The organism is Legionella busanensis (assembly GCF_900461525.1).
GTDB lineage: Bacteria > Pseudomonadota > Gammaproteobacteria > Legionellales > Legionellaceae > Legionella_C > Legionella_C busanensis.
The window spans coordinates 1,159,986-1,179,634 of the sequence record NZ_UGOD01000001.1 but is presented as its reverse complement, the minus strand read 5'-3'; the positions used below and the strand labels follow the sequence as shown (position 1 = coordinate 1,179,634).

Sequence of the window (19,649 nt, the reverse complement as noted above, 5' to 3'; positions counted from 1 at the left end):
TTTATCCCACTTAACTAACTATTTATTACTATTTATCTGCCTTCATTATTTCTGGCATAACCCTTACAAGCTTTTCAATATCCTCGAAAGTGTTATAAAAATGAAGTGAAACACGTATGCCATTACCTCTAGCGTTAACCCAAATATTTTTTTTCTGTAAGGCTTCAAAAACAGCATTAGGGTTTTTTAAAGGACCAATCAAGACATTTCCTGAAATATGCTCTTTATTATTAAGTGTAAGAACAGGGATGCCTTGTTTTTCTAAAGCATTGATTAGATAAGACGATAAAGAAGAAACCCGTGCCGCTATATTTTCAATACCTATCTCACTAAGTAATTCTAATGCTGCCTTAAGCCCAGAAAAAATAGTCATATTATCCCAGCCAAGTTCAAAGACTCGCGCATCGTTATAATATTGCTTTTGTCCATTAAAACTCATAGCTTGTTGTATACTACGCCATCCAACTAAAGCTGGTTTCATTTTTTTAAATAATTCATTGCTGATATACATAAACGATATTCCCTCACCACAGCACATCCATTTATAAGCAGAGCAAACTAAGGCATCTATTTTTTGTTTTTTAACATCAACTGGAAAAACGCCAATACCTTGCGTGTGGTTAATGATAAAGTGAGTTTGCTTTTTATGCTTTGCTAGCTCATCTAGATTTAATTGATAACCATTTGCATAACTAATACTGCTAGTAACAAGAGAACAGTTCTCAGTAGATTGATTAGTTAATATTTCTAAAATATTATCTTGTAAATCCGGAGTTGTAGAAATGAATTCAATGGGCGCATTAATATTTTCCCAAGGTACTATAGTAGATGGAAAGTCATTTTCTGGAATTAATACAGTATTCTGGGATATTAAAGAGTTTGCTATGGCATTCATGCCATAAGACACATTTGGAATAAAAGCAATATTTTCTTTTTCTGCATTGATTAAGTTAGCTATTTTTTCCCGGCATGATTCCATAATTCCAATATTTTCACCAAAAGCATCGCCACCACGATGCATTACTTGCCAATATCGATCTTTTATAGCCTCATAAACTGGCGTTGGCATCGCTCCCCCACCAGCAGTCATAAAGTAAGTTTTATCTTTTACTACAGGAAAAAGATCCCGATAACTATCCCAATTAATCATAATTCACCTTGTTAAGCCTTCTATCTATAGTTACTTTTATAGTTCCTCAATACAGCTAAAATTAATTTCTAATGCTGCTTTGATTGCATCAGGATTAGACTCTTTATCCAATTGAACTAAAGTACCTGCTTTGCTTTTTGCTATGCCTAATTTGTTATATAACTTGCCAGTCTCTAATATTTGAATGTCATCTAGATTAATACCTAGCTGATTGAAAATATTAGCTTGAATTTCATCTTTAACAGCCTCTACTTCTTTGGGATCATAGTGTTTATTTAACCATTCAAGCCTTAATGAAATTTCACCTTGTGAGCTGATAATTTGATAATCTGAGGCTATTTGATCAAATTGAAAGATAATATCTTCAATTTGAATTGGGAAAATAACCTTGTCGTTATAACTGATTTTGTCACTACTTCTTCCTAGCAAATTTATAATTGGCGTTTGAAATTGATTACAATTACATTGTTTTTTTAGTACGCCATAATCCCCTGTTTTATAACGAAAAAGAGGCATATAATTTTGATGCGTGTTGGTTAGAACAATATTTCCAATGTCTCCATCATTCATAACAGGGGTTTTAAAATCATCTTGTAATAATTCAGCAACAAGATAAGGTTTAGAAGGTAGATGATATTGATGTTTATGACAGGATACCATTCCACCACTATCTAGCTCTGTTAAGCCATAAACGCTATGGACATCTGCGCCACCGAAGCGTTGAGAAATGCGGTCAAATTTTGCTTTAGAAACAATCTCGCCGGTTAAAATAATCTTTTTAATTGATGACTTTTTAGGATCCAGCCCTTGAGTTTCCATTGCTTCTGCATATCTTAATGTTTCCATTGGCCTTGCAATTAACAACTCAGGTTTTAACCTTTCAAAAATATCAATGACTTTTTTTGGTGGGCACAAATGAGTTCGCACACCAACAGGAATTGACATAATATTTAATTGATTTAAAGCAAGAAAATATTTTAGTCCCACAGGATTCATTTCAAAGGGCAAGGCTATTACCGCTCTTTTTATAGGATGATTATCCAAATCCAACCATTCATTAATAAAATCTGCGAATTCTTGGCTTCGATTCGTAGCAAAATCCGGTATCACTGGAAATGGCGAACCCGATGTTCCACTCGTTTCAAAATAAGCCAAAGGATTTCTATCTAAAACTTCTTTTGATAATTGTAATGCAACAGATTCTTTTTTATCTAAAATCGGAAATTTAACTAAATCTTCAAGACATTCGATTTGCGTATTAACTGGAGAGTCAATATAACTTTTATAAGCTGAAAAATTTTCAGTCATATACTTCATTAAATTATTTAATTTATCTACTAACTCTGTTTGATCTTTTTTCTCTAAAAAAATACTGGCCATAGGTACCTCATAAACCTTAAATAAAAATACTTATACAGCTCGGTTTTCATCTGTAGTAAAAGCATCCATTCGGTCAGTAAAAAAATCGTCCTTAAGCTGTGGGAAATTACTAGATTTTTCTTTCTTAAAACGTAAATAAACCCATAGGCATTTATCTGGATAAACATCTTTTATGAATACCTCATAGGTTTTTTTCATGCCTACTGTAAGAGGCTTAGGATAAATAATGACATCATAGCCCATATTTGCCCACATTGGCATTACAATAGGCATTTCCTCAATAAGGTACTCCAGTCCATTGGCAAGCAATTCTTCTTCTTCAACATTGGGATTAATTGCTTTTAAGCGCTCAATATAAGCACTAGCATTTACGGTTAACGCTTCTCTATAATCAGCATTAAGATTATAATGTTCATCAATTAATTTTCGGTATTTAGCATAATCTTTATGGGCTAAAAGCTCATCCCAACGAATGATTTGGTGCTCTAAAGCAAGTTGCTCTAATGAAAATTGGTTTCTCTTAAGCCATAAATCTCCCGCATTTTGGGTATACTCATAAGCAGCTTGTCTACCCATTGCTCCCATGAAATTATGTCTTTGTAGTGTATCAGCCATCATAAGATCGATACTTTTAAAATCATATTTATTAAGTAATTTTATGGTAGATAGAAATTTTCCACTTTCATGATAAGCTTGACCAACACTAATAAATAAAACTGCTTTTTTTCCCCTGAAGAAATTTGCTTTATCATCTATTTCAAAGTCAGCACGAAATGAAGCTTTATGCGTATTAAAAATATGTTTATCTGCATTTGATATTTCATTTAAGGATTTAATTGAAAAGAGACCACTCATATTACAACCTTTTTTATAATTATAACTAAATACTAATATCGCTATTAAAGTACTCTCCTCCTCCTTGACAAATTTTGCTAAAAATTGCGAAACAAAAAGCTGTTTTAAGAGGCAATTTACGCATCACAAAACATCCTTAATTTTGTTATTTTCTTTTCTATCTACTTAAGCTCTTTTTCTATTTATTGATTAGAGTTCATTAAATTAACTAAAGTAATAACATTAACGAAGTTATGCTATAAATCAGTTCATTTAGATAGCTAAGTATGATAAAAAAACCTTCTAAAATCCTAAAAAGTACCGACTATTTCTCCTCTAAGGCTGTTGAAAATCAATGTTCGTACCATAATTTTTTTTATCTTCTATCAGTAAATTCTGTTCTTTATATTTATTAAATAATCCATTAAAAAAGCTATAACAACTCCTTGTAGGTGAGCTAAGTAACGTAGGATTAGTAAGCGGCGCTTCAGCCATTTTTTTTATATTTTCAGGTTTAATTCTAGATTGCCAACGATGCAGTAAACCACCTGTGGCTATGAGAACCCCAACAGTATTGCCTGCGCCTACCCCATAAATTCCCATAGAAGTTTTGAGACCCAACACAGCAGATAGAATTATTCCTATAGATAATCCACTAACAGAAACAAAAGTAGCACCCTTAATGTCACCTAAAGGTCGTAGTTGTTGTAAAAGATTATAGCGTGCAGCATCAGCAATAATTCCTGGAGCCATAGCTGGAACAAGATATTTTAAGATAGCGGTTAACTCATCTTTATTAGGGCCCGATATAATCAAAAAACTAGGCATAATGGCAAAAAATGCTGGAATAGGAGAAGTGTAAATCATAGTGCTTAGCAAAGAATATTTACCCATGCGACTTGCATTTTCATAGCTTTTTGCACCAATAAGCCTACTTACCTCTTGAGAACTACTTTGTCCGAAACTAGCTAAACCTAAAAAATTTAGAAATATAAATTGATTTACATAGGTTATAGCTGATTGTGCCCTAGTTCCTATTAAGCCTGAAAATACTCCTACAGCAAAAGACATACTCATTTCGCTGGCCACAGCAAAAGAAATAGAGCCACCTATTTTCAAAAGTTGGCGAAGTTGCGTAAATTGTCCTTCATATCGCTTAAATATTTTAAAAAATTCAAATTGCTTAAAATCCTTATGCTTAGCAAGGTAAAGAGAATAAAATAATGCTGTTAAATAGGCTTCAGCTACAAAACCTATAGCAATACCTGTACCGCCCAATTTTGGTACACCTACCCCCCCCTTTCCTAGCCAAATAGAGAGTCCTGTACCTAAACCAAGGTTTGCCAACCCAATCAACATAGCTGGCATCGCTCGACCAAAGCTAAACATCATTTGTTCAGAAGAGATACGAACCATTAATCCAGCAATTGCAGGTGAATAAGTTCTTAAAAAATTTTGCGCAATTTGAGCTACATCTTCATTCTGGCCAAAAAGGTTAGTTAATAAAGGTTTTGAAAAAAACATACCTGCCATCACGGGAGGAGTAAGTACTGCAGACATCCAGAGGCCATTTCTATTGATACTTGCTATATACTCTCGTTTTTCTTGCAATGAAATTAAATCTTCGCCGCGTTTTTCAGCTTCATTTAACTCACCAATTTTATTAGATGCAAGAACGCTCATAGAAAATAATGGAGACATGCCAATTACTGCTAAAGCATTAAGTAATACGGAAATTAGGGTTGCTGCGGCTACATCATTTTCATTGTCATTTTCATTTAAATTATTAAGTAATATAACTATTAAAAATATTTCAATACTAAATGTGAAGGATAATGCCATTGGAATTGAAAGTTTGCTAATTGTTTTGAACACCCTTCCAAAACTATAAAACTCTTCAATATCATCAGGTTCTACATTCTCTAAGTCATTTGTTAGCGGAATAGTCACAAAAGAATTTTCGGTAAGATCACCCCCCTGCCTATGAAATTCATGAGTCTCTCCGCTTAATAGATCAGAGGGCAAACTATCAGTAGATGAAGGGGAATCTTTAGGAATCATACTATCCTTTTAAATAAACAGTTTAAACTTGCAGATTGAGAGCTGCATATTTTCATTCTTTATGTCCTTAAAAAGGATTGTAAGTGTGAAAAATGTGCATATTAAATTTTATTAACTTTTAAGTCAAACTTAAAAAATCAATTATCTCCGTGTAAAGAATAAATTTTACGATTAGAATATGAGCAATTGGTATTTCTATTCTACCTTTTTTGTCATTTAAGCCATAAATATGTCTAATTTAGTATGGTATTTATAAATCAAAATCAAAAACTTAAATATTTTTGAAACGATATGCGCAAAAAAGTGCTAAACTTGAAAGACAAGTGTAAGTAGTTTGTATTTAGATGCCTATTGAACGGATCAGAAATAATTTATTAATACATAATATTAATTTCAATAATCATGTTGGTGTTTATCGTTTTACAGATGATCAGGTAGGACTATGCGGATATTTAGCTATCCACACGCAAACACCACAAATGGCCGTTGGCGCCACACGGGTAAGAAATTATAAAAACGAACCTGAAGCGTTGAATGACGTCTTACAACTCTCGCAAAACATGTCATATAAGCTTAAAGCCTGTGGTTATCAAGAGTATGGCTCAGCAAAAGCCTGTATTATTGAGAGTCACTTATCTGCTGAAAGGGAAAAGTGGCTAGCGAGGTACGCTAAAATACTTAATGAATTTAGGGGTCAATTTGTAACAGGTACAGATATGGGCTTAACTTGTACAGATATAAAATTCCTTAGTCAAATAACGCCATATGTTATCGGTTATCATGCTGATCCTTCTTTTTATACAGCAGAAGGGATTTTGATTGCTATTAAAAGCGCAGCTAATTTTATATTTTCTAATTCGAATTTAGCAGGAAAAAAGTTTGCAATTCAAGGGCTGGGCAAAGTTGGTGGCCATTTACTAGAGCGAATTTATCAAGAAGGCGGCAAAATTTTTGTTACCGATGTTGATAATAATAAAGTGAATTATTATAAAAAAAGGTTTCCAGCTATTAACGTTGTAGAGCCAGAAGTTATCTATCAAATCAAGATAGATTTTTTATGTCCTTGCGCTTATGGCAATGTTATTCATCCCGATAATGTTAAAGAGTTGAAATGTAGGGTGATCTGTGGTGGCGCGAATAAACAACTTGTTGACCACAATATAGGTGAACAATTGCATAAGATGGGAATTTTATATGTACCTGATTACATAGCTAATAGTGGCGGATTAATATTAGTTCTTAATGAGTTAGGTAATAAGAAAATTAATACAGTAAGAATCAAAGAAAAATTTGCTAACTTAAAAAATATTGTTAACAATTTGATTCAGTTATCCTTAGCATTGAACATTCCAACTGAGCAAGCTGCTTTAAAGGTAATTCAATGAGTACTAATCTATTACTTATAATAGCGACAATTTTATTGATCCTTTCCTTTTTACCGCTCCTTATTAAAATCATCAAAAATAAAAATTCGCAAGGCGTGTCACCTGTAATGATGTTGATGGGTTCAACCCAATCGCTGCTCTTTATAATTTATGACATTTACTTTGAACGCTATATCATGGTTTTTCCTTTTTCAGCTATAGGTCTGTTATTTTTTATTTCTTTTATTGTTATAAGGCGTTATGCAAAACAAGGAAAGTAATGAGTGAATTTATTATTACATTAAGTTATATAGGTTTACTATTAGGTGCATCACGATGTTTACCACAAACGTGGCTAACTATTAAATCAAAAAATGTAAATAATATATCCGTAATTTATTTTATTTGTCACTTTTTTGCAGGCTGGTGCGGCTTGATATATGAAATTCAGGTTGCAGCTTATAGCATTGCACACGTATTATTTTTTATTATGATTATTATCACCAATGCTGTGCAAATCATTTATGTCATAATCTATAGATATACTTAATCGCCTTAAATAGCATTTATATCTAAATAAAAACCTTGATTACGCTGCGCTGCATCAAGACTACTTTATTATCATCCAAATAAAATATTTAAACGTCCCATTACATTTTGCGTGTTTGCATTGACTTGATGCACAACCTGGTTATTTGGACCAATAAGCTGACCGCCAGAAACAGGGCCAGTATGTAATTTATTGCTTAAACCAATATAATTATATTCAACGCCTAGGGTTATATTTTTCATAAATTGATATTCTATACCACCGCCTGCTACCCATCCATTGTGGTCCTTAGACGTGTTCCAATTTAAATTCAGCGGAGGAAGTGCTGGTAGTGTTCTGCCACTCGTTTTAATCGTAGCCCTTGCATAACCACCTTTTGCATATAAAAGCCAATCAGGATTAATTAAGGCACCTAGTCTACCTGTAGCTAAGAAAAACCCTTTGATATTCGTATTTACTATTTGCTGTGAACCACGAGCAGAAAAAGCTTGCGCTACGTTAGATTGCGTTTTACTTAAATCAGTCCAAACATAAGCTAGCTCAGCACCCATGACCCATTGGTTAAGCTGGTAATTAAAACCACCTTGAGCACCACCAGATACATTTGACATATCAAAGCGATTGGTTGTAGCAATGATTGGACCACTTGGGCCTGAAGCATCGTAGGGATTGATGTTTTTATAAATCCATTTTGATGAAAGCCACATACCACCCAGATTACCACCAACGTAAAATCCTGACCACTGCGTTTCAGGAAGTACAGGTCCCATACTACCTGCCCATAATGACGATAGAGAAGAGAATAATAAACCTACACAAAATCCTTTATTCATTTATTTTCTCCTCAAGTGATTGTCAAAAATGTCTTATCAAAGGCCATCAAGATTATTGCTATAGACTATAGTGAGTGTCAATTCATTTAAAATCAGCGCTCACATCTAACTATTTGATAATGAAAATTTTTTCTTGATATAGCTTGAATGGATAAAAAGTCATAAATGAAAAATGATCTGCATTTAATTTAAAAAAGAATTTTTTTTAAATTGTCTGATGACTTCGAGATTACTATTATTAACAATTTGGCCACTATAATCGCCAAAGTCATTATCCCCTTCAGTCAACATCCAGATAAAAAGAGCGTCTAAATCATCACTGGATTTTGTATTAATTACATGTGAGCCAAAATAAATCGTCGCTGTATAAGTAAACATCATTGTTCTCAATAAAAGTCATAAAACGTACTATAAAGTGTTCAAAAACGGTATAATGTGATTACAGCTTTAGGAATGATTAAGATGTTTATACAGTCTTATGGTTTAATTGTAGACTATAACTAGTAAGCTACGCAGCTAATCAACTTTGATAACTAATTAATTCGCAAATCTGCTAAATTGGTCTAACATAGTTAGCATCTAACATGGAAGTATATTATGAGCACTGAAAAGGTTTGGCAATCATTTAAAGAGTTAGTTAAACTTTGGCGTATAGACAGAATTCCCAGCTTAGCTGCAGCCTTATCTTTCTATACTCTTTTCTCATTGGCGCCCATCTTACTTATTTGCATAGTTCTCATCGGTTTTTTCTTAGGCGAAGCTTCTGTACAGGGCCGTATTATAGATTATATTTCTGATTTAGCAGGAACAAAAGTCGCTTCGCAAATTCAAACCATGATAGAAAATAGCCAAGAGGTTAGTAAAAGCAAAATACCTCAGATCATTGGAATTTTCTTTTTAATTTTTGCTACCACTAGAGTTTTTGCTGAACTTCAGAATGGCTTAAATAGAATTTGGGGAGTTATGCCTAAACCTGGTAGAGGATGGTTTAATACAATTAGAGGCCGTTTCTTATCTTTTAGTATGGTTCTGGGGATCGCCTTTCTTCTATTAGTCTCAATCGTGTTAAGTTTTACTCTTGCAGCGATGAGTAGTTTGCTCGTTAAAATGTTTGGCGGTAGTGTATACAGTTTCATAATTCTAGAGTACATCATTTCGTTTCTCATCATTACCTTACTCTTTGCCATGTTGTTTAAGGTATTACCGGACGTTATTCTTGATTGGAAGGACATATGGATAGGCGCTTTTATTACAGCTATTTTATTTACTTTAGGAAAATTTATTGTTAGTTACTATATTAATCATAGTAACCGAGTCTCAATGTTTGGCGCTGCCAGTTCTTTAATTGTCATTTTAATTTGGTTTTATTTTTCATCACAAATATTATTTATAGGCGTTGAAATAAATAAATTACTAGTATTGAAAAAAGGCAAAATTATTAAACCCAAGGAAACTGCTCTTTTAGTTGATAGTAACAGACCAAATATGAAGAACATAAGTTAACGACTTGAACAGTGCTATGCTTGTTCTTTAGCTTTACGAATAATAAATCATTGTGTTAACACTACATTCCCAGTTTATATGCCGATTGCATCTTCTCATTAAGTCTAGATATTACCTCTTCAGCCTGCTCCTTATTGATAAGGCCTTTTGATTGGGCCTGTTCCATAAACGCTTGAACTTGCTCTATATCATCAAACATCAAAACAATTACATTTTTCCCTTCATGTTGACCTAATTGCTCTTTTTCTTCCTCAGGTAGATTTTGATAAGTAGCACTCGCTCTAAATTCATCCAGAGAACTAAATGCTTGTGCTTCTGCATTTTTCTTAGACATAAAATCGTAGTAGAAATTAAGCAATTGTTGCTTCTGACTTTCTTCACTTTCTAAGGTAATATGTGGCATAGCCCCCCCCTAATTAATGTAATTTATTGCCGGTTATTAAATTTTTAACATAATTTTATCAGTTTGATCATTTAAAGATCAATTAGTTAGATTTACATTAAATAATCGCTTGATAAGGCTATAGATTGTGCAATGATCGCTCCCTAGATTTATAAATGAAAATACATATGTCCCTGAAAGAAATCACATTAACTGGCTTCGTCATTACGTCTATAAAGGAATTATGCCTATAAATTGTGCTAACTTCATCCTAAATCCTAAGGATGATTCTGGCTTCGGAGAGTAAAAACTTAGATTTCGCTACGCTGCATCAAGGCAATGCGCGCTATGAGCATTAAGTTGGGCCAGGGCCCAACCTACGCTCGTTAATTCTTTTAATCTAATTGATTTTATTTACGATAAAACACAGAGGATAGCAAGAATCCTACAGTACCAGCTATTAATAAATAAGGCATAGGTCTTCTGCTAAATTGCATATTAGATAAATTTTCTATTGAATGTTGCCCTGTATGCTCTTGATGAGGAGCATTATAATTGTTTTCCATTTTATTTTGTTTCATAGGGTTGTGGTCTTGTTCTTGATATAAATGAACTACTTTTATTTTTTTTTGTTGAAACAAAGAAGATAGCAAAAATCCTAAACCGGTAGTCATTAATAAGAAAGGAAAAGGTTTTTCACTAACCTTCTGCATAGCAGTGTCAGAATAGTCTCTGAGAGTATCTTGAGTCTCACTGATTTTATCCCGGCTATCATAAAATAGGTCATTAAATTGGTCTTTAACACGGCTAAATAAAGGTTTTTGTCTGAAAGGCATATGAGGTAAGTTTTTCATTAAACGATCTTTCATCGACTCTTGATGAAAATAATCATTAAATTGGTCTTTAACGCGACTAAATAAAGGTTTTTGACCGATAGGCATGTGAGGTAAATTTTTCATTAAACGATCTTTCATCGATTCATGATAAAAATAATCCTTTTTATTCTCTTTTCGGTGCAGCATAGAAGATAGCAAAAATCCTATAGCACTAGTTGCTAATAGATAAGGCATAGGTCTTGCAGTAAATTTTTCTATAGCAGTATTAGAATAATCTTTAATAGCATGCTGAGTGTCAGTTACTTTATCACGGCTGTCGTGAAATAACTCCACAAATCGCTGTTTAGTCCGTTTAAGCCAAGGCTTTTGGCTGAATTGTTTTTGCTGTAAATTTTCTGATGAGTAAGGCTTTAATTGCTCAGGCTCAGGTGTACTATGCCCATTTCCTATTGGATTGGGTTTAAATTGCCCTCGATTTTGATCTTGATGTAAATGATCCATTTTTTATCTCCTTTCCCTGAATATGATTAAAATGATTATTAGCTATCTTATTTAAGGATAGACTTAAAACAAATTATGGCAAATCAAAGATTTTATGCACAAAATAAGAAAATGAAAAACCATGATGTTTTCTAATAGAGGTGTGTCGCTTATTATCTGATATAGCGAAGCGTAAACAAGATTTGTTTATTCCAATCGTTTAATTACTATTGCTTCATCCAACCAGCAACAGTTAGAACCTACTTTAAATAGACTTTATTTTGCTGAGGTTGCAGAACTGGTGATACATTGTGTATACTTATTAATATCTACATTGTTGATACATTAGGCGTAAACATGAAAATACATACAAAAATTCAAAAATGGGGTAATGGCTTAGCCTTACGTATTGGTGGTCCGATGCGTGAAATACCTCGTCTTAAAGCGGGAACTGAAGTTGATGTTGAAATCACTGAAGAAGGCTTTACGGTAGTTAAATCAACAAAAAGAAAACATTTTCCATTTAAAGAAGCAGATCTTATCAAAGGATTATCTGCAGAAACTGCCCATGCCGATTTGCTTGATATACCTAGCCCTAATGAAGTTGAGTAATAATGACAAACACCTATATTCCAGAAAGAAATCACATTATCTTGCTAGACTTTGAACTAACTAAAGGCAAAGAAATAGGCAAGTACCGCCCTACTTTAGTGTTATCTTCAAAAGAATATAATCAAGCAACTGGCCTAATTATTTGCTGCCCTATAAGTACTAAAATTCGAGGTGGCAGTACTGAGGTTCCAGTTAATACACTTAAGGAGCCCTCAGTTGTTGCTGCAAGTCTTATTCAAACTCTTTCTTGGAAAGATAGAAAAGCAAAATTTATCGCAGATGCTGAGCCTAAAGTAATGGAGGAAGTTTTATATCGCATTATTCCTTTAATTGGTGCTGATAGGCTTTTTCAAGATTCTAATTAAACAATAATTAGACAATAACCAGCTCCTATCTACAAAATTTTTTAAAAAATATAAATATCTATGTTGGCCAAAACCCGACCTACTTTGGCTGAAGTTAACGAATAGAAGTGAATTAAAATATGGGAGTAATAAACCTTGATTACGCTTCGACGCATCAAGGCGACACTTGCTATCTTTAGACGCATTAACAGTTTTTTGTTGCATTTCCCAGTACGCTTTTCTCCTCTGCTTTAGATAAAGTATATATTTTATTAGATAAAATTATTTAAGGTCATTATCTTCCGACTCTGATAAATTATCTTTTGAAGAGCAACGTCCATATTGATCTTCAAAACGGACGATATCATCTTCTCCAAGGTAAGACCCAGTTTGAACTTCAATGACTTCCAGAGGAATAAGGCCAGGATTTTCTAAAGTATGTACAGTCCCTAATGGAATATAAGTCGATTCATTTTCAGTAAGTAAAAAGCTATCTTGATCTTTAGTAATTAAAGCTGACCCTGAAACGATTATCCAGTGCTCAGCTCGATGATGATGCATTTGTGTAGAAATTTTTTGACCTGGTAATATTGTTAGATGTTTTACTTGATAGCGTTTCCCACATTCAAGCGAATCAAATTTTCCCCAGGGACGGTGTACCTCGCGATGGATTTTAACTTCATTACGCTCTTTTCTACCAAGCTCATCAACCACTTGTCGAATTTTTTGAACATTATCTTTCGTGGTTACAAGTAAGGCATCTTTAGTATTAATAATGATTGTGTCCTTAAGTCCTATTGTCACAACCAATTTATCTTCGCTATTTACTAAATTACTATGGCTATCAAATTGTACAACATCACCTGTCTGTACATTATCATGTAAATCTTTCTGCAAAATCTCCCAAATTGAACACCATGAGCCTACATCTGACCAGCCAGCCTCTAAAGGAATAGCAACACCATTTTTAGTTTTCTCCATTACTGCATAATCTATAGACTCTGTTGGGCATTTGAAGAAATGCTCCTTACTAATATAAATGTATCCATTATTTTTATGCATATGTTCAACTGATTCTACACAACTAGCATAAATATCGCTTCTAAATTGTTTTAATTCATTTAAATAATCATTTGCACGGAACATAAAAATACCACTGTTCCAATAATAATTCCCACTTTTTAAGAAAGATTGAGCAGTTGGTAAATCGGGTTTTTCTATGAATTGTTCAATATTCATTACCTTTTTCTTCTTCGAGGCTCGAATATAACCATAACCTATTTCAGGTTTATCTGGAGATACTCCAAAGGCAACTAATTTACCTTGATTAGCATAAACTAAAGCTTCATTGACAGCTTGTTGAAATTTATCTATATCATTAATCATATGATCTGCCGGAAGAACTAGCAAAACTGGCTCATCCGGAATTTCAGACTTGAAATTATCATTTTGCTTTAATGCTAACAAAGCGCCAATCGCAACTGTAGGGGCAGTGTTTTTCCCAAAAGGCTCAAGAATAATTACGCCATTACTATCTATCTGCCTTAGTTGCTCTGCAACAAGAAATCGATGTTGCTCATTACAAATGATAAACGGAGGTGTATGCTCCAAACCCTGTAAACGCATTAGAGTCATTTGTAACATAGTATGTGAGCCAAATATATTTAAAAATTGTTTTGGGTGAAGCTCCCGAGATAATGGCCAGAGACGACTTCCAGTACCACCAGCTAAAATTAGGGGTAATATCATTAACAATCCTAACGAGTAAATATTAATTATTATAAGCTATATTTAGAGATAAGGTTTTGCAGGAACTAGTTAAAATAGAGAGTTGATAGAAAGTCAGAAATTAGTTTAGCCTACTATAATAATTCTAACTTATTTAACCTTTTAAAAAGGGATAACTAGATTCTTTTTAATTCTCAGCAACTGTTGTCTGAATAATCCCTGTATATGTTTTAAACTAATATAATCTTGAGCTTCAAAACGTGCTACTAAACAAGGAGTGGTATTTGAAGCACGTATAAGTCCCCAACCATGCTCAAATTCAACACGCAAGCCATCGATTTTTATAGCTTTAATAGCATCAAATACAGCAGACTCAATAAACCGTTGCATGAAAGTAAATTTTTGACTATTACTAATAGAAATTTTAATTTCAGGCGTATTCACGCTGTCAGGTAATGCTAAAAATTGCTCATCAGCTGATAAAGGACTTTCACTAATTATTTCTAGCAAACGACAAGCACTATAGAGCGCGTCATCAAAACCATACCACTTATCTTTAAAAAAGAGATGACCACTCATTTCACCAGCTAATGCAGCTTGTGTACTTTGCATTATACCTTTAACTATTGAATGTCCCGTTGGGCACATTAGAGCATGCCCACCAGCAGACTCAATTACATCTGTTAAGTGAGACGAACACTTAACATCATAAACAATAGTTGCTCCAGGATTAATTTTTAACAAATGACGAGCATACAGCATCATTAAGCGATCAGGCCAAATAACTTTACCTTTATTTGTTACAACTCCTAACCTGTCAGCGTCACCATCAAATGCAAGACCAATATCAGCATTGTACTTAGCAACAGTTTTTTTTAAGTCAGCTAGATTTTCTTCAACTGCTGGATCAGGATGATGGTTAGGAAAGTGGCCATCAACCTCACAATATAATGGAATTACATTACAGCCAAGGTTTTGGAGAATCTGCGGAAGAATAGCGCCCGCAATACCATTACCACAATCAACAACTACTTTTAAGCTACGTTTTAATATTATGTCTTTAATAACTCGCTGCATATAATTAGGTATTATATCCAATAAATTAGATTGGCCCTGACCATCAACAAATTCATGTTTTAAAATAAGCTCATAAAGTATATCAATATCAGCTTGGACTAATGTTTTACCAGCTAGAACCATCTTAATACCATTGTAATCGGCTGGATTATGGCTTCCTGTCACCATAACGCCACAATCAATACCATATTCAAAGGTTGCAAAATACATAACTGGCGTAGGTACTTGACCTATGTCGAATACTATTATGCCACTATCAAGTAAACCTTGTTTTAAAGCCATTGCTAAACTGTTACTTGTTAGACGTCCATCGCGAGCAATAAATATTTTTTGGCGTTTCAATGCATGCATACGACAGCCAAGAGCACGACCAATAGTGTAAAAGGCATGTTCATCAAAGTTTTTATTAATAACACCACGGATATCATAAGCACAAAATACAGCTCGATTCACTTGCTTAGCTCGATACCGCATTAAAACCTCCTATAACAACTAAAAGCCAAATCAAATTCCTACTAACTTCCTCATTAATAAACTTTAATAAGGATTTATACATTAAATTTGTCTCAAATTATCTATTTTATTAGTCATAGCAATAAAGTATTCTAATTTTAATATAGTTTATATTAAGCTAAATAGTAGGTAGTTTATTGGCATGTGTTTAATTGGAGTAGCGCCAAAACCTATTAATTTATTTGAATAGATTTTTACATTCAAATAAATTAATAGGTTTTTCTAATAGAGCTGTTTTATTAATTAATGAAAAGTTCGGGTCAGAAAAAATTGGTTATATAATGAACGACCAAGAAATACATAAAAAATAGGTTTCCTCAACGTCAATGACTTTTTTGATACCTGATTCCAATTTATTAATAACTGCAAAGAAAACGGTTTTCTTGTCCATGGGCAGTTTGCACCAGAAATAGATACAAGCCCGCAAGCATTGTTAAGAAATTTAATTCAGACTAGTCATATTCAAAAAACAGCCTGTAACACTCCTGTACTAAATTAAGAGTCTTAAAGATGGAAGGAATCAATCTACCAAGCGTAGCCTTGATGCAGCGAAGCGTAATCAAGGTTTATATATTCTCTGTCCTTCGACACACATTTAATCCACCAAGCAAAAACAAAACCTAAATCCACAAGCCTTAATCTTACTATGCCGTTGAGCGGAATCGAACCGCTGGTCTATTGATTACGAGTTACAAAATTGGGTGTTTTATACACTTCGACATTCTTTTAATTTATTTTAAAAACCTTTTATTTACAAAGAGTAATACTTATAATAAGTTATAAGTTCTTTTAACAAATTTTAAACAATTCTTCGACACATATTCGACACGTATTCGACACGCTTAGGAAAATTTAAATGAAGATTACTAAATCAGTTGTAGATAAATTGCCTATCCCTTTAAGTACCCAAAATGGTAAATCCGCACAAAAGCGTTATTACGATGACAATATGAAAGGGTTTGGTGTGCGAGTGACTTCAGGCGGCACTAAAGCGTTTTTTGTTGAAAAAATTATTAAAAATAAACTGAGTCGGATTACGTTAGGACGTTATCCAGAATTAACTGTCGAAATGGCACGTAAAGAAGCTCAAAAGCTGCTCGGCCAAATTGCCATGGGCTTTGACCCTGTTGCGCAAAAGAAAACCTCCAAAATGCGAGAAATCACCTTACAGGAAGTATTTAATGATTATCTCCAAGCACGAAAGTCCTTAAAGCAAAGCACTCTTATCAATTACAAACAAATTCTAACTAAAGGCTTCTCAAGCTGGATGAATAAACCGCTAATTTCGATCACTAAAGACAAAATAGCTAAACACCACCAAAAATTAGGCGATGCTCATGGTGAAGCTTACGCTAATTTAGCCATGCGCGTTTTACGTGCCCTCTTTAATTTTGCAAGTGGCCAGTATGAAGATGCTGAAGGTAAATCACTCATTCCTGAAAACCCGGTTAGACGTTTATCACAAACACGTGCTTGGTATCGCATTGAACGCCGCCAAACCCTTATCAAGTCACACGAGTTAGCGCCTTGGTATAACGCCCTTGAGCAACTAGAAAATAAAACGCTTCGTGATTATTTATTATTAATTTTATTTACGGGATTACGTCGTCAGGAAGCAGCAACGCTGACATGGGAGCAAATTGATTTAAAGGCAAAGACATTAATCATTCACGACACAAAAAATCGCGATAACCACACCCTACCCCTTTCAGACTTTCTATATAACTTACTGCAAACGCGATACGAAGGTCGTATAAACAGTTACGTATTTCCAGGCGCAGGCGCTGCTGGCCACATTATTGAACCACGAAGACAAATGACTAAAGTTACTGAGCTGACAGGTATTCAATTTACAGTGCATGATTTAAGAAGAACATTTATTACTATTGCGGAAAGCTTAGATATCCCAGCTTATGCGCTTAAACGTTTACTAAATCATAAAATGACGAGTGATGTTACTGCAGGCTATATTATTGCGGATGTAGAGCGGTTGAGAAAACCAATGCAACTAATTACCGATTATATTTTAAAATGCATGGGCGTAATAAAATCAGCTGAAGTGATTACAATCCAAGAAAAAATGGAATTATTAAAATGAGTAGCCAGTTTCAAACGAGCTATTATTTGCTCTTGGGATCTTTCTAGCAGCAACCAAAACGCAGTTATAACAAAAAGGTTTTATCCCATATTTAATTTGGCAGACACTGTCTGCCAAATTAATCTCATTATCATAACAATGTAGTTCAAGTTAGAATTTACGTTTTATAACAACTTACTTAAAACGGACCGCGGTGCGGTCCAAATTATAATATTGGCAACTAAACAAAATGGAACGCACTGCGTTCCAAATTCATTTGACCGAGTCAGATTCACTAATTTGCAAATTAAGTTATACGTTTAATTACGATTAATGCGCGCTTTAATTTCTTCTAACGCTCTTTGAGTTCGTGAAGGATCAATAATTATTTTTTTAGAAAGAGGCTTTACTAAATTCCCTTAACTCCGCTAGAAGTCCTTACAGACCGAGCATTTGTAAATTCTCGATACTCTTTATTTTTTAAATAAGGATTCGTTTCTATTAGCGGTTTCATACCCTCACTTTAACTTAAAACTATAAATTTCATTTAAAATCAACTTACCTAACTTTAATAGCAAATAAGTATATTTTTTCGCCACAAACAAAGTTTGTATATTGTGCCCTTAGAAAATTCTTTCCTGCGGGATTTTGCAAGTCTATTAAATAGAACTAACCACAATTACCAAAATTGCTAGCTATTATAATTTTTAGGTATAATTATAATACTACTTCCCCTAGGACTTTTCTCCTAGGGCGCAGAGGCTCTTGTTTTTTCTATTGTTCTGCCGAAAAGGATTATAAAAATTTGCAATGATAATCTGATACCTACCTATTCTTTGAATGATTAAAAGAGATAAAGAATATAAAATAATAGTTTAAGGCATCATCTCTACTTGTATTTAATAGGTTCAAAAATGAAGAAATCTGTATTAATTTACACGGATAAAGATAATAGTATTCATACCGAAGTGCAGTTAGAGGGTGAGACAGTTTGGCTTAGCCAAGCTCAAATGGTCGAATTATTTAAGAAAACGAAACAAAATATCAGTCTCCATATAAACAATATTTTTAAAGAAGGTGAACTGGACGCAAATTCAGTTGTCAAGGAATCCTTGACAACTGCCGCAGACGGAAAAACCTATAAAATACAACTTTACAACTTGGATGTTATTATTTCTGTTGGCTATCGCGTAAAATCAAAACAAGGAACTCAATTTCGTATCTGGGCAAATAATGTTTTAAAAGAATATTTAGTACGTGGTTATGCACTTGATCGCAGTCGCCTGCAAAAGCAAGAGCAACAATTGTTAGAATTGAAAAATACCTTAAATCTTTTTCAACAAGCTCAATTAACTGCATTGAATGAAATAGAGGCTAATGGCCTTCTATCAATTTTAACGAATTATGCTCATACCTTCATTTTACTAAACCAATACGACACAGGTAATTTCCCTTCGGGCAAACTTAATACTAATATTACTTGCGAAATAAATTATGACTCAGCTGTTAAAGCCATAGAGGATTTAAAACAAAGATTAATTAACGCAAATGAGGCAACTTCTTTATTTGGTAGGCCTAAAGATGAAAGCTTCAAAGGTATTCTTGGAAATATTGTACAAAGCTTTGGAGGTGAGTATTTGTACCCTAGCATTGAAGAACAAGCAGCTCATTTATTGTATTTCATTATCAAAAATCATCCTTTCGCTGATGGTAATAAACGTATCGGGGCCTTTATGTTTATTTGGTTTTTACAGCTGAATAGACATCATTTAAAGCATAGCGGGGAAGTTAAGATTAATGATAATGCGCTAGTCGCCATAGCTCTTCTCGTAGCACAAAGTGATCCTGCTCAAAAAGATGTCATGATTCAACTCATTATTAATTTAATCCGAGATAATGAAACTAATAGCTAATTGCGGATATTA

The 19,649-nt window shown here is 33.7% G+C and carries 18 protein-coding genes; 8 read left to right on the top strand and 10 right to left on the bottom strand.

Annotation, left to right across the window (positions count from 1 at the left end):
* Positions 1-28 precede the first annotated feature (28 nt).
* From DYH30_RS05395 to DYH30_RS05380, 4 genes are all read right to left on the bottom strand, one after another.
* The gene (locus DYH30_RS05395; RefSeq protein ID WP_115330666.1) at positions 29-1,150 is read right to left on the bottom strand and encodes an aminotransferase class V-fold PLP-dependent enzyme; all 1,122 of its coding nucleotides are present in this window, start codon (positions 1,148-1,150) and stop codon (positions 29-31) included.
* A 36-nt stretch (positions 1,151-1,186) separates the two neighbouring features.
* On the bottom strand, positions 1,187-2,530 hold the full coding sequence (locus DYH30_RS05390; RefSeq protein ID WP_115330665.1) for a phenylacetate--CoA ligase family protein: 1,344 nt from the start codon (positions 2,528-2,530) through the stop codon (positions 1,187-1,189).
* Positions 2,531-2,560: 30 nt separating this feature from the next.
* Positions 2,561-3,385 (bottom strand): tRNA-dependent cyclodipeptide synthase, encoded by an 825-nt coding sequence (locus DYH30_RS05385; protein WP_115330664.1) that lies wholly within the window; start codon positions 3,383-3,385, stop codon positions 2,561-2,563.
* A gap of 315 nt (positions 3,386-3,700) precedes the next feature.
* Complete coding sequence (locus DYH30_RS05380; protein WP_115330663.1) at positions 3,701-5,425, bottom strand: MATE family efflux transporter; 1,725 nt, start codon at positions 5,423-5,425, stop codon at positions 3,701-3,703.
* 344 nt (positions 5,426-5,769) lie between these two features.
* Here DYH30_RS05380 and DYH30_RS05375 point away from each other — a divergent pair, with 344 nt between their 5' ends.
* From DYH30_RS05375 to DYH30_RS05365, 3 genes are read left to right on the top strand one after another with little or no spacing between them, the layout of a single operon-like run.
* Complete coding sequence (locus tag DYH30_RS05375) at positions 5,770-6,810, top strand: Glu/Leu/Phe/Val dehydrogenase family protein (protein ID WP_115330662.1); 1,041 nt, start codon at positions 5,770-5,772, stop codon at positions 6,808-6,810.
* The gene (locus tag DYH30_RS05370; protein ID WP_115330661.1) at positions 6,807-7,070 is read left to right on the top strand and encodes a SemiSWEET family transporter; all 264 of its coding nucleotides are present in this window, start codon (positions 6,807-6,809) and stop codon (positions 7,068-7,070) included. The genes DYH30_RS05375 and DYH30_RS05370 overlap by 4 nt, the downstream gene beginning before the upstream one ends.
* Positions 7,070-7,339: a PQ-loop domain-containing transporter gene (locus tag DYH30_RS05365; RefSeq protein WP_115330660.1), complete on the top strand. Its 270-nt coding sequence runs from the start codon at positions 7,070-7,072 to the stop codon at positions 7,337-7,339. Before DYH30_RS05370 ends, DYH30_RS05365 begins: the two co-directional genes overlap by 1 nt.
* Before the next feature lie 71 nt (positions 7,340-7,410).
* On the opposite strand, the gene DYH30_RS05360 is transcribed toward DYH30_RS05365, so the two are convergent.
* Both DYH30_RS05360 and DYH30_RS05355 read right to left on the bottom strand, forming a co-directional pair.
* Positions 7,411-8,172 carry an outer membrane protein gene (locus DYH30_RS05360; RefSeq protein ID WP_115330659.1) on the bottom strand — a complete coding sequence of 254 codons (762 nt, stop codon included), beginning with the start codon at positions 8,170-8,172 and terminating at the stop codon, positions 7,411-7,413.
* Between the two features lie 183 nt (positions 8,173-8,355).
* Positions 8,356-8,553 carry a hypothetical protein gene (locus tag DYH30_RS05355; protein ID WP_242604635.1) on the bottom strand — a complete coding sequence of 66 codons (198 nt, stop codon included), beginning with the start codon at positions 8,551-8,553 and terminating at the stop codon, positions 8,356-8,358.
* Positions 8,554-8,769: 216 nt separating this feature from the next.
* Between DYH30_RS05355 and DYH30_RS05350 the strand changes: the two genes are divergently transcribed.
* Positions 8,770-9,675 (top strand): YihY/virulence factor BrkB family protein, encoded by a 906-nt coding sequence (locus tag DYH30_RS05350; RefSeq protein WP_115330657.1) that lies wholly within the window; start codon positions 8,770-8,772, stop codon positions 9,673-9,675.
* 61 nt (positions 9,676-9,736) lie between these two features.
* Here the strand turns inward: DYH30_RS05350 and DYH30_RS05345 are convergent, their stop codons facing one another.
* Both DYH30_RS05345 and DYH30_RS05340 read right to left on the bottom strand, forming a co-directional pair.
* Entirely contained in the window at positions 9,737-10,078 is a 342-nt protein-coding gene (locus DYH30_RS05345; RefSeq protein ID WP_115330656.1) for a hypothetical protein, read from the bottom strand.
* Between the two features lie 389 nt (positions 10,079-10,467).
* Positions 10,468-11,394, bottom strand: coding sequence for a hypothetical protein (locus DYH30_RS05340; RefSeq protein ID WP_115330655.1), 927 nt, complete (start codon positions 11,392-11,394; stop codon positions 10,468-10,470).
* A 336-nt stretch (positions 11,395-11,730) separates the two neighbouring features.
* On the opposite strand from DYH30_RS05340, the gene DYH30_RS05335 reads away from it, so the two are divergent.
* A complete protein-coding gene (locus DYH30_RS05335) occupies positions 11,731-11,985 on the top strand; it encodes an AbrB/MazE/SpoVT family DNA-binding domain-containing protein (protein WP_115330654.1) in 255 nt (84 codons plus the stop codon).
* Between the two features lie 2 nt (positions 11,986-11,987).
* Positions 11,988-12,350 (top strand): type II toxin-antitoxin system PemK/MazF family toxin, encoded by a 363-nt coding sequence (locus DYH30_RS05330; RefSeq protein WP_115330653.1) that lies wholly within the window; start codon positions 11,988-11,990, stop codon positions 12,348-12,350.
* A gap of 261 nt (positions 12,351-12,611) precedes the next feature.
* Here DYH30_RS05330 and DYH30_RS05325 read toward each other — a convergent pair whose 3' ends face one another.
* On the bottom strand, positions 12,612-14,078 hold the full coding sequence (locus DYH30_RS05325; protein WP_115330652.1) for a mannose-1-phosphate guanylyltransferase/mannose-6-phosphate isomerase: 1,467 nt from the start codon (positions 14,076-14,078) through the stop codon (positions 12,612-12,614).
* Positions 14,079-14,219: 141 nt separating this feature from the next.
* The gene (locus DYH30_RS05320) at positions 14,220-15,608 is read right to left on the bottom strand and encodes a phosphomannomutase/phosphoglucomutase (RefSeq protein ID WP_115330651.1); all 1,389 of its coding nucleotides are present in this window, start codon (positions 15,606-15,608) and stop codon (positions 14,220-14,222) included.
* 895 nt (positions 15,609-16,503) lie between these two features.
* Between DYH30_RS05320 and DYH30_RS05315 the strand changes: the two genes are divergently transcribed.
* Positions 16,504-17,745 (top strand): tyrosine-type recombinase/integrase, encoded by a 1,242-nt coding sequence (locus DYH30_RS05315; RefSeq protein ID WP_115330650.1) that lies wholly within the window; start codon positions 16,504-16,506, stop codon positions 17,743-17,745.
* Positions 17,746-18,638: 893 nt separating this feature from the next.
* Positions 18,639-19,637 (top strand): virulence RhuM family protein/type II toxin-antitoxin system death-on-curing family toxin, encoded by a 999-nt coding sequence (locus DYH30_RS05310; protein WP_115330649.1) that lies wholly within the window; start codon positions 18,639-18,641, stop codon positions 19,635-19,637.
* The last annotated feature ends 12 nt before the right edge of the window (positions 19,638-19,649 follow it).

Excerpts from the sequence above, each read along its gene's own strand:
- DYH30_RS05375 (WP_115330662.1), top strand. The coding sequence starts at position 5,770 with ATGCCTATTGAACGGATCAGAAATAATTTATTAATACATAATATTAAT.
- DYH30_RS05360 (WP_115330659.1), bottom strand. The coding sequence starts at position 8,172 with ATGAATAAAGGATTTTGTGTAGGTTTATTATTCTCTTCTCTATCGTCA.
- DYH30_RS05320 (WP_115330651.1), bottom strand. The coding sequence starts at position 15,608 with ATGCGGTATCGAGCTAAGCAAGTGAATCGAGCTGTATTTTGTGCTTAT.
- DYH30_RS05370 (WP_115330661.1), top strand. The coding sequence starts at position 6,807 with ATGAGTACTAATCTATTACTTATAATAGCGACAATTTTATTGATCCTT.
- DYH30_RS05315 (WP_115330650.1), top strand. The coding sequence starts at position 16,504 with ATGAAGATTACTAAATCAGTTGTAGATAAATTGCCTATCCCTTTAAGT.
- DYH30_RS05385 (WP_115330664.1), bottom strand. The coding sequence starts at position 3,385 with ATGAGTGGTCTCTTTTCAATTAAATCCTTAAATGAAATATCAAATGCA.
- DYH30_RS05365 (WP_115330660.1), top strand. The coding sequence starts at position 7,070 with ATGAGTGAATTTATTATTACATTAAGTTATATAGGTTTACTATTAGGT.
- DYH30_RS05340 (WP_115330655.1), bottom strand. The coding sequence starts at position 11,394 with ATGGATCATTTACATCAAGATCAAAATCGAGGGCAATTTAAACCCAAT.
- DYH30_RS05350 (WP_115330657.1), top strand. The coding sequence starts at position 8,770 with ATGAGCACTGAAAAGGTTTGGCAATCATTTAAAGAGTTAGTTAAACTT.
- DYH30_RS05380 (WP_115330663.1), bottom strand. The coding sequence starts at position 5,425 with ATGATTCCTAAAGATTCCCCTTCATCTACTGATAGTTTGCCCTCTGAT.
- DYH30_RS05330 (WP_115330653.1), top strand. The coding sequence starts at position 11,988 with ATGACAAACACCTATATTCCAGAAAGAAATCACATTATCTTGCTAGAC.
- DYH30_RS05345 (WP_115330656.1), bottom strand. The coding sequence starts at position 10,078 with ATGCCACATATTACCTTAGAAAGTGAAGAAAGTCAGAAGCAACAATTG.
- DYH30_RS05325 (WP_115330652.1), bottom strand. The coding sequence starts at position 14,078 with ATGATATTACCCCTAATTTTAGCTGGTGGTACTGGAAGTCGTCTCTGG.
- DYH30_RS05390 (WP_115330665.1), bottom strand. The coding sequence starts at position 2,530 with ATGGCCAGTATTTTTTTAGAGAAAAAAGATCAAACAGAGTTAGTAGAT.
- DYH30_RS05335 (WP_115330654.1), top strand. The coding sequence starts at position 11,731 with ATGAAAATACATACAAAAATTCAAAAATGGGGTAATGGCTTAGCCTTA.
- DYH30_RS05355 (WP_242604635.1), bottom strand. The coding sequence starts at position 8,553 with ATGATGTTTACTTATACAGCGACGATTTATTTTGGCTCACATGTAATT.
- DYH30_RS05310 (WP_115330649.1), top strand. The coding sequence starts at position 18,639 with ATGAAGAAATCTGTATTAATTTACACGGATAAAGATAATAGTATTCAT.
- DYH30_RS05395 (WP_115330666.1), bottom strand. The coding sequence starts at position 1,150 with ATGATTAATTGGGATAGTTATCGGGATCTTTTTCCTGTAGTAAAAGAT.